Below are 9445 nucleotides of genomic sequence, written 5' to 3'. Positions count from 1 at the left end.
TACGCTTTTCGCCCGCAGAGTCAAGCGCTTATTAGCTTTTTCTCTGCCCGACCTCACAATGTTTATCAGCGTTGTGTCGGTCAGTGGTGGCGCATTATAGGGCGTTCTTTGACGCTGGCAAGCATTTATTTAAAAAAAACTGCCGTTAGCGGTTTTTTTCAACAAAACTTGTATTTATGTATTTTTTTCATACAAAAACTGATGACATCGACAATAATTACTCCAAAACTAAAGTAATATAAGTAGACAAACTATTTCATCTGTTTTACCAGAATCACTTTGAAGCTATTATTTCCGATAAAATTGTACAACTGGAAGCTCATGAAAGAATTGTTAAAGGTGACAATCATAGCGCACTTCTCGCTTACCAAAAGTTATTAACAGAGCGCTAATGATCTTATATAGTAGTGAATTAGATTAATATCCAACCAAACATTGGCTGGATAAAAGTAAGCAGGATTATTAATGGTAAAAACCGCTCGTAATATGGCGGGGCTACCCTGGATTGCTGCAATAGCTTTCTTTATGCAAGCCTTAGATGCAACAATTCTCAACACAGCATTGCCCGCTATTGCTGAAAGCCTCGAACATTCACCTTTAGCGATGCAATCTGCTGTTGTCAGCTATATTCTGACTGTTGCTTTGCTAATTCCAGTCAGCGGCTGGTTAGCAGATCGTTTTGGCACCCGCCGAATATTTATTTTTGCTGTATCCTTGTTTTCTTTAGGCTCCCTTGCCTGTGCCTTATCAGGTAATTTAACTTTTCTGGTTATTTCCCGTGTAATTCAGGGAATTGGTGGCGCAATGATGATGCCCGTTGCCCGCCTTGCGTTATTACGTGCGTATCCACGCAGCGAACTTCTACCCGTTATGAATTTTGTTACCATGCCTGGGTTAGTAGGGCCAATTCTTGGTCCTATGCTCGGTGGATTATTAGTCACTTATGCTACCTGGCATTGGATATTTATTATCAATATTCCAATCGGTTTATTGGGGATTATTTATGCTAAAAAGCATATGCCTAATTTTACAATGCCAAAACGCTCATTTGACTTTCTCGGTTTTATACTTTTTGGACTGAGTTTAATCATGGTTTCTGTCAGTTTAGATTTACTAGGGGAAAGTACGTTACCAAGTTATATACCTCTGACAATTATGGTCGGTGGTTTTATGATATTATTTGGTTATCTGATGCATGCTAGAAAACAAACCCAACCGCTTATCAGCCTGAAATTGTTCCGCATTCGCACATTCTCTATAGGTATTATAGGTAATATTGTTACACGTTTGGGAACTGGTTGTATTCCTTTTCTAATTCCTTTGATGCTACAAGTTGGATTTGGTTATTCAGCAGTCATTGCCGGCATGGTGATGGCCCCAACAGCTATTGGTTCTGTTATAGCCAAATCTTTCGTTACTAATGTATTAACTCGCTTTGGATATCGTAAGACGCTGGTTAGCATAACAATCATTATTGGATTAATGATTTCTCAATTTTCACTGCAATCACCAGAAATGTCCGCTGTCCTTTTGGCTATTCCACTATTTTTACTGGGTATGGCTGTATCCATTCAATTTACTTCGATGAATACCATTACTCTCGCTGATCTGACCGATAATAATGCCAGCTCGGGAAATAGTTTATTAGCTGTAACTCAGCAGTTATCTATTAGCTTCGGTGTTGCAGTAAGTGCCGCTATTCTCCGTTTCTATGAATCCATGCATTATGGAACGACTGTTGATCATTTTCACAGTACTTTTATTACCGTAGGAATAATAACTTTACTCGCTTCTTCTACCTTCCTGTTATTACATAAGGAAGATGGAGATAACATGATTAAGAAAAAGAACACTTAAGAACAGAAACTGAGCTGCGCTCAATCAGTGTTGGAGTTAATACTAGCAATTTAGGATCACTTTCTGGATTATTCATCCGATAAAGCAAAGTATCAACAGCAAGCTTTCCTAGCTCATCTTTTGGCTGATGAATGGTTGTCAACGGTGGGATCATATAAGGAGCAAAGTCGATATCATCATAACCAATGATGGAAATATCATCCGGCACAGAAAGCCCTACTTGGTACAGAGCCTGATAAGCGCCAACAGCCATTGCATCATTGCTGGCAAAAACAGCTTCCGGCGATTCAGGATGTTGCAGCAATTTTTGCATTGATTCAAAACCACCAGCAAATTCAAAATCACTGTAAATTTCATAGCCTTCAGGAATAACAAGACCAGCATTTGCCATTGCCTTTCTATATCCTTGCAATCTATGATTAGCGGGTGTTTTATCTTGTGGACCTGCAATACAGGCTATTTTTTTAAAACCACAGCTAATAAGGTAATTAGTGGCTATCTCCCCCCCCAATAAAGAGTTGTCCTGAATAACATCGCTGACAATATCAAATGGAGACCAATCCATCATAACCATAGGTAAAGGAGGATAACGACGCAAAACATCACAGGAGCGGTGTTGATTTTCAGTACACATAATCAACACTCCATCTACTCGCTTTTGCAGCAAAGTTTCCATGCTGTAATCCATCCGCTTGGCATCACCCTCTGTATTACACAAGATAAGGCTGTAACCACGCTCATAACAGCTTCGTTCAACCCCTCTTACAATTTCAGCGTAAAAAGGATTATTACTGGTTGTGACCAGCATACCAATGGTTTTGGTTTGCTTGATTTTAAGACTTCTTGCAAGCGCTGATGGCGCATAATTCAATTGCTCAATCGCATCGTTAACTTTCTTTTTCACACCATCACTGACATAACGATTATTATTAATAACATGAGATACAGTTGATGTAGAAACGCCTGCAAAACGAGCAACATCTTTCATTGTAGCCACTGTTAATCCTGTTCAGTTAAAAATGCCTCAATTTCATTTCGCCACGGGACGGAAGGCTGAGCTCCCTGACGGGTTACCGCTATCGCAGCAGCAGAGTGAGCAAATCGTATGGCAGATGACATGGATTTTCTTTCCAATAATGCTGTCACCAACGCACCGTTGAAAGTATCTCCTGCCGCAACAGTATCTACAACGTTAACTTTAAATCCCGGAACAATCTTTCCTTTCTGACCGCTTTCACTCAACCATACCCCACGGCTACCCAATGTGATAATTACCGTATCAATACCTTTATCATGCAACACTTGAGACGCTTTTTCCGCATCTGAATCATTTTCTACTTTAATTCCAGTGAGATATTCAGCTTCTGTTTCATTCGGTGTAATGATATCCACCAGCGAGAGCAATTGATCAGATAATTTTCTGGCAGGCGCCGGATTGAGTATCACTTTTGTATTATTTTGCTTAGCTATTGTTGCAGCAAGTTGCACTGTTTCCAATGGAGACTCAAGTTGCATCAATAATGCATCTGCTTCCTCAATAATATTTTGGTAGCGATAGAAATATTCCGGTGTCAACGCCGCATTAGCGCCTGCATTGATACCAATAACGTTTTCACCTTGCTGATTAACGAAAATCAACGCTACACCCGTTGTTTCTCCTTTAATCACTTCAATGCCAGAAGTTTTAATATTATCCTTTGCTAACTGCTGATAGATACGAAAACCAATATCGTCCTCACCAACACAAGCAATAAATGTAATGTCAGCACCGCTGCGGCCTGCTGCTACCGCCTGATTAGCACCTTTACCACCAAAAGCAACTTGATATTGTTCCCCGATCACCGTTTCCCCCGAACGAGGGAATGACTTAAGATTCAAAATATGGTCAGCATTTATGCTGCCAAGCACCGCAAGTTTTGCTGTACTCATTACATTTATTCCTTTTTAATTATGCCGTCACCACCATCAATGAGTAACGGCACAAATACCGATTTATTTTTTAATAACTAACTCCAATTCCACAGGGATGACGGCTTCAACTTTTTCGCCTCTCAGCACTTTATTTGCAGTCTGAACACCAACGATACCAATTTGATCAGGACGCTGAGCGATTGTCGCTCCTAGTTTTCCACGTTGGACAGCTTTGATACCATCTCCAGTACCATCAAAACCAACAACTAATACATCGCTTTTACCTGCTGTTTGTAAAGCGCGCAAAGCACCTAACGCCATCTCATCATTCTGAGCAAATACAGCTTGTACAGCCGAATGAGCCGTCAGTAAGTTCTGCATAACGTTCAGTCCCTTAGTACGATCGAAATCAGCAGGCTGACTAGCTAACATATTGAATTTATGTTCCTGTGCTACCTTATTAAATCCTTCACCACGTTCACGGGCAGCAGAAGTACCGGCAATACCTTCTAGCTGAATAATTTTGGCTTCACTCCCTAATTTCTCGGCGATAAAATCACCCGCTATTTTACCCCCCAAGCGATTATCAGAAGCAATATGACTGACAACAGTACCTTTATTCGCTATCCGATCTAGAGTAATGACCGGAATTTTGGCATTGTTAGCCATAATAATGGCATTACCAACAGCATCGGAGTCAGTCGGGTTAATTAGCATGAGTTTAGTACCACGTACCGTCAAATCCTGAACATTAGCTAATTCTTTCGCTGGATTATCCTGAGAATCCAACACAATTAGGTTATAGCCCAACTTATCCGCCTCTTTTTGAGCGCTATCTTTCATTGTGACAAAGAATGGATTATTCAGTGTAGAAATGACTAACGCGATAGTGTCTTTCGCCAATGCATTTATACTTACAGTCATACTTAGCGCAACAGCAGATAAAATTGTTACTAATTTCTTCACTTTCATCATGTTATTTCCTGTAGGGTGAGGTTATTTACCATTTTTGTTATCAACCAGAACTGCCAACAATATTACAATTGCTTTAACAATCATCTGATAGTTAGAAGAAATACCTAATAAGTTTAAGCCATTGTTTAAAAAACCGAGGATTAGTGCACCAATCAGAGTACCAATAATTAATCCCTTACCACCAGCCAGTCGAGTTCCTCCCAGTACTACGGCAGCAATAGCATCTAATTCATAACCTCCCCCTGCCATAGGTTGAGCAGAAGAAAGACGAGCGACTTCAATAATACTTGCCAATGCCGTCAGTAAACCGCATAAGGAGTAAACGATAATTTTAATTTTATCGATATTGATACCAGATAAACGGGTAGCCGATTCATTCCCCCCCAAGGCATAAATATAACGACCTAGACGGGTGTGATGCAGGATATACCAGGCGATAACAAAAACTATCAACATCAGCCATACTGGAGTAGGAATTCCCAGTAGACGGCCAATACCAAACCAGCCAAACAGATCCGCATTATCACTGAATCCTGTATTTATTGGGCTACCATCAGTATAGACACGGGTTATTCCACGAAGTAACAACATCATGACTAGAGTGGCAATAAATGCCTGTACTTTACCTTTAGCAATTATTATTCCTGTACAAGCACCAATTGCAGCACCTAAAGCCAAAGCACTCACGATAGCCACCAGAGCATTAACTTCCGTACTAACCAATGAAGCTGCTACTGCCCCTGTTAACGCAAGCAATGAACCAACAGACAGGTCAATACCCGATGTCAGGATAACCAATGTCATCCCAACGGCTATAATGGCATTGACTGATGTTTGTTGCAGAATATTAAACAAGTTATTTAAAGTGAAAAAATTTTGGCTAAGAGAAGAAACTACGGCTATCAGCACTAGTAACGCAATCAGTGACTTTTGTTTCAGTAACCACTCTTTAGTAAACCAACGTTTAAATGTCGGTGGTATATTAGAATTCATACTGAATTACTCCTGAATCGCTCCATATTGTTTGCCTACAGCCGCTGCCATCAAAACTTCTTGAGTTGCCTGTTCAGCGAAAAATTCGCCACTGATCCGGCCTTCACACATAACCAAAATACGATCACTCATTCCTATCACTTCTGGCATTTCAGAAGAAACGAGAATAATACTTAGCCCCTCTTTCTTGAATTGATTAATTAATTGATAAATTTCTTTTTTTGCGCCAACATCTACACCACGCGTAGGTTCATCCAGAATAAGAACTTTTGGTCTAGTCATTAATCCACGGGCAATAGCTACTTTTTGCTGATTACCACCAGAAAGTAAACCTATAGCTTGTCCCATTGAAGGTGTCTTGATACTAAACAATTTAATAAAGTCACTAACTGCATTCTGTTCTTCTTTATGATTAAGACTACCTAACCAGTTACTGAAATAACGTAAGGCAGTAAGAGACATATTATCTTTGATTGACATTCCCAAAACTAAGCCATCACGTTTACGATCTTCTGAAATATAAACAATCCCACAAGCTAACCCATCCTGAGGGTTACGAATTACAATGGGGGTTTCATCCAGTGTGATTCGCCCCTGAGTTTTTGGCAACGCACCATAAATAATTTTCATCAATTCAGTGCGGCCAGCCCCCATTAGCCCTGATATACCCAAAATTTCCCCTCTATAAAGAGAAAAACTGGCATTTGTCACACCGGAACCAGAAATCTGCTTAACCTCAAGTCGTTTTTTGCCCCGAGGTAAATTCAGGCGAGGATACTGATCTTCCAGTTTTCGCCCAACCATCATTTCAATCAGAGTCTCTTCTTTTAGCTCTTTTACCGACTTTTCACCAATAAATTGTCCATCACGGAATACCGTCACATCATCGCAAATTTCAAAAATTTCTCTCAAACGATGGGAAATATAAACAATACCGCATCCCTGAGATCTTAGTTCATGTATTACGAGAAATAATGATTCAGTTTCTGTATCGGTCAGCGCATCAGTTGGCTCATCCATAATGATAACTTTGGATTTAAAACTCAGTACCTTAGCAATTTCAACCAGTTGCTGATTACCGATAGAAAGTTCAGCGACTAAACGGTGACTGCTGTAACTCAGATTCAATTTTTTTAAAAGACGATCGGCTTCCTGATACATTTTTCCCCAGTCAATCGCACCGAATTTATTAACAAATTCGCGTCCCAGGAAAATATTTTCAGCAATGGTCAGTTGGGGAATAAGATTTAATTCCTGATGGATAATCCCGATCCCCGCTTTCTGAGAGGAGCTAGGGCCAGAAAAAATCACTTCTTTTCCTAGGTAATGAACCGTGCCTGTATCTCTGGTATATATTCCAGTCAACACTTTCATCATCGTGGATTTACCTGCACCATTTTCCCCTACCAGAGCCATCACTTTACCCGGGTAAACACGTAGTGCCGCGCCAGATAATGCTTTGACACCGGGAAAAGATTTACTAATTCCTTTTAGTTCCAGTACAGGCAGCATAATCACCTCAGAAAGTCACACCGGCACAAAAGATAATATTAGCATAAGGAGAATGCTCTCCTGTGCGAATCACCGCTCGGCTATGTTTTGTTTTTTCTTTCAACATATTATGACTAATATAATCTACAGTAATTGAATTCCCTTGCTGTTTCTCAAGCTCTTTAATTTGAGTTAATATTAATTGATGTATCAAAGGATTATGGTCAATGATCTCCTCAGCTAAGAATGCAGCTTCAATCTGCATTTCTTGTGTAACGACATTAAGAACGGATATAAAACTGGGAATTCCCTGGGTTAGCGCTAAATCAATCCGCTGGGCTAAAGAAGGAATTGGTAATCCAGCATCACCAATTGTAATCTGGTCAGTATGCCCTAGCTGAGAAATTACGGCTGAAATTTCAGAATTAAGTAATACACCTTTTTTCATTTTTTTATTCCATTAGCGAAACGTTTCGCTATTTAGTAATATAGAAAGTAATATTTAAAATGCAACATTAGTGATACAAAAATGTGATCACTATCGAAACGTTTCGATAATAAAAGAAACGAAAAAAAAACGTTAACTTATTGAATATTTGACGCTGAATCGATTTTTAAGGTAAATATTGTCTACATCAACAAATAATGATTAAAATCTATGGAGAAGGCTAATTAGGTTTTATCTAATCCAACAGATAATATTGGTATGAATTATGCTATTATTAACAGAAAAAATAGTTTGCTTAAGTCATTATTTGGAAAGTGGTCTGTATGAAAGACAGCAGGCTATTCGTTTATGTTTGCTAGCTGCATTGTGTGGAGAAAGTGTTTTTCTACTCGGTCCTCCAGGCATCGCAAAAAGTTTGATAGCCCGACGATTGAAATTTGCGTTTCGTGATGCCAGAGCATTTGAATATCTGATGACTCGCTTTTCAACCCCTGAAGAAATTTTCGGCCCTCTTTCTATTCAGGCACTGAAAGAAGAAGGACGTTATCAACGTCTAACTAACGGATATTTACCTGAAACTGAAATTGTCTTCCTTGACGAAATATGGAAAGCCGGTCCGGCAATTCTTAATACCCTACTGACTGCAATTAATGAAAGAAAATTCAGAAATGGGGATACAGAAGAGAAAATTCCAATGCGATTACTTATAACAGCATCCAATGAGCTGCCTGAAGCAGATAACAGTCTGGAAGCACTTTATGACAGAATGCTAATTCGTATCTGGCTGGATAAAATTCAAGAAAAGAAGAATTTCCGAGCGTTACTCACTAGCCACAAAAATGAAAATGATAACCCTGTTCCGGCAGACATTCAAATAACAAGCGAAGAATTCCATCAATGGCAAAAAGAGGTTGATAAAATAGTTCTACCAGATAGTTGTTTTGATATTATTTATCATCTACGTCAGCAACTTGATACAACAGAACATTCACCTTACGTTTCAGACAGGCGCTGGAAGAAAGCCATTCATTTATTACAAGCCAGTGCTTTCTTCAATGGCAGAAAAGAGATATCACCTCTTGATTTAATATTACTGAAAGATTGCCTGTGGCATGATCTTCACTCTTTTAAATTATTACCCCAATACTTGAATACTCTCATGACCGAACAGGCATATCGGCAAAGAATATTATCTCAACAAATTGATTCGCTTTATCACCAATGGACTCAAGCCCGTCAGGATAAAAATGATCAACAGGCGTTAAAGCTGGAAAAACAAACCAGTCTGTTTGGACGTAAAATACAATATTCGCTACCCGATCATATCAATGAAGAAAAATTGATTCTATTCTTACATACACCTCTTCATCTCCATGATATTAAAGTCAATTTCATTGAATTGGAAAAAAAAGCGTTGATTATCTGGATAAACAAAGGCAGAGAATTATCAGCCCGTCTGAACGGTATTGGTTTTCCACAAAACATAGCAGCCGAAGTTAATTCAGCACATCAGCCAGAGATTTTTGATATTAGCCGCCGTTCATCCACGCTATATTTACCAGATCATCAGCATCAGAAAAATGAAGAAAACAACGAGTGGCTGGAAAGATTGGAAAAAGTTAATCAAGAAATTCATCACCAACACCAACTGTTTAATCAGCATCAGCCATGTCTATTTATTGAAAGTCATTGGCTTGCTACGATAGAGCAAAGCTTTATCCAGTTATCAGATAAAATTAAGCAGTTGAAAATAAAAATAGGCAGCTAATT

At 39.2% G+C, this 9445-nt stretch carries 9 protein-coding genes; 3 read left to right on the top strand and 6 right to left on the bottom strand.

Annotation, left to right across the window (positions count from 1 at the left end):
• The coding region (locus ACGF49_RS20705; protein ID WP_387492536.1) for a hypothetical protein at positions 1-237 on the top strand (237 nt) is incomplete at its 5' end.
• A 228-nt stretch (positions 238-465) separates the two neighbouring features.
• Positions 466-1857 carry a multidrug transporter subunit MdtD gene (mdtD, locus tag ACGF49_RS20700; RefSeq protein ID WP_113041880.1) on the top strand — a complete coding sequence of 464 codons (1392 nt, stop codon included), beginning with the start codon at positions 466-468 and terminating at the stop codon, positions 1855-1857.
• Here the strand turns inward: mdtD and rbsR are convergent.
• The 6 genes from rbsR to rbsD all read right to left on the bottom strand — a co-directional run bounded on the left by rbsR (position 1838) and on the right by rbsD (position 7675).
• Positions 1838-2854: a ribose operon transcriptional repressor RbsR gene (rbsR, locus tag ACGF49_RS20695; protein ID WP_113041879.1), complete on the bottom strand. Its 1017-nt coding sequence runs from the start codon at positions 2852-2854 to the stop codon at positions 1838-1840. The genes mdtD and rbsR overlap by 20 nt on opposite strands.
• Positions 2855-2856: 2 nt before the next feature.
• Positions 2857-3786, bottom strand: a complete 930-nt coding sequence (rbsK, locus tag ACGF49_RS20690) for a ribokinase (protein WP_113041878.1) — start codon at positions 3784-3786, stop codon at positions 2857-2859.
• A gap of 63 nt (positions 3787-3849) precedes the next feature.
• Positions 3850-4740 carry a ribose ABC transporter substrate-binding protein RbsB gene (gene rbsB / locus ACGF49_RS20685; protein ID WP_112872194.1) on the bottom strand — a complete coding sequence of 297 codons (891 nt, stop codon included), beginning with the start codon at positions 4738-4740 and terminating at the stop codon, positions 3850-3852.
• A gap of 24 nt (positions 4741-4764) precedes the next feature.
• Complete coding sequence (gene rbsC, locus ACGF49_RS20680; protein ID WP_228902376.1) at positions 4765-5736, bottom strand: ribose ABC transporter permease; 972 nt, start codon at positions 5734-5736, stop codon at positions 4765-4767.
• Positions 5737-5742: 6 nt separating this feature from the next.
• Positions 5743-7248, bottom strand: coding sequence for a ribose ABC transporter ATP-binding protein RbsA (rbsA, locus tag ACGF49_RS20675; RefSeq protein WP_113041877.1), 1506 nt, complete (start codon positions 7246-7248; stop codon positions 5743-5745).
• A gap of 7 nt (positions 7249-7255) precedes the next feature.
• Positions 7256-7675: a D-ribose pyranase gene (rbsD, locus tag ACGF49_RS20670; RefSeq protein WP_112872190.1), complete on the bottom strand. Its 420-nt coding sequence runs from the start codon at positions 7673-7675 to the stop codon at positions 7256-7258.
• A 265-nt stretch (positions 7676-7940) separates the two neighbouring features.
• Here rbsD and ravA point away from each other — a divergent pair, with 265 nt between their 5' ends.
• Entirely contained in the window at positions 7941-9443 is a 1503-nt protein-coding gene (gene ravA / locus ACGF49_RS20665; RefSeq protein WP_228902374.1) for an ATPase RavA, read from the top strand.
• The last annotated feature ends 2 nt before the right edge of the window (positions 9444-9445 follow it).

This window comes from Photorhabdus sp. RM96S, assembly GCF_042879335.1.
Lineage (GTDB): Bacteria > Pseudomonadota > Gammaproteobacteria > Enterobacterales > Enterobacteriaceae > Photorhabdus > Photorhabdus kayaii.
Note: the sequence above shows the minus strand (reverse complement) of the source record. Positions and strands in the feature narration are given on the sequence as shown.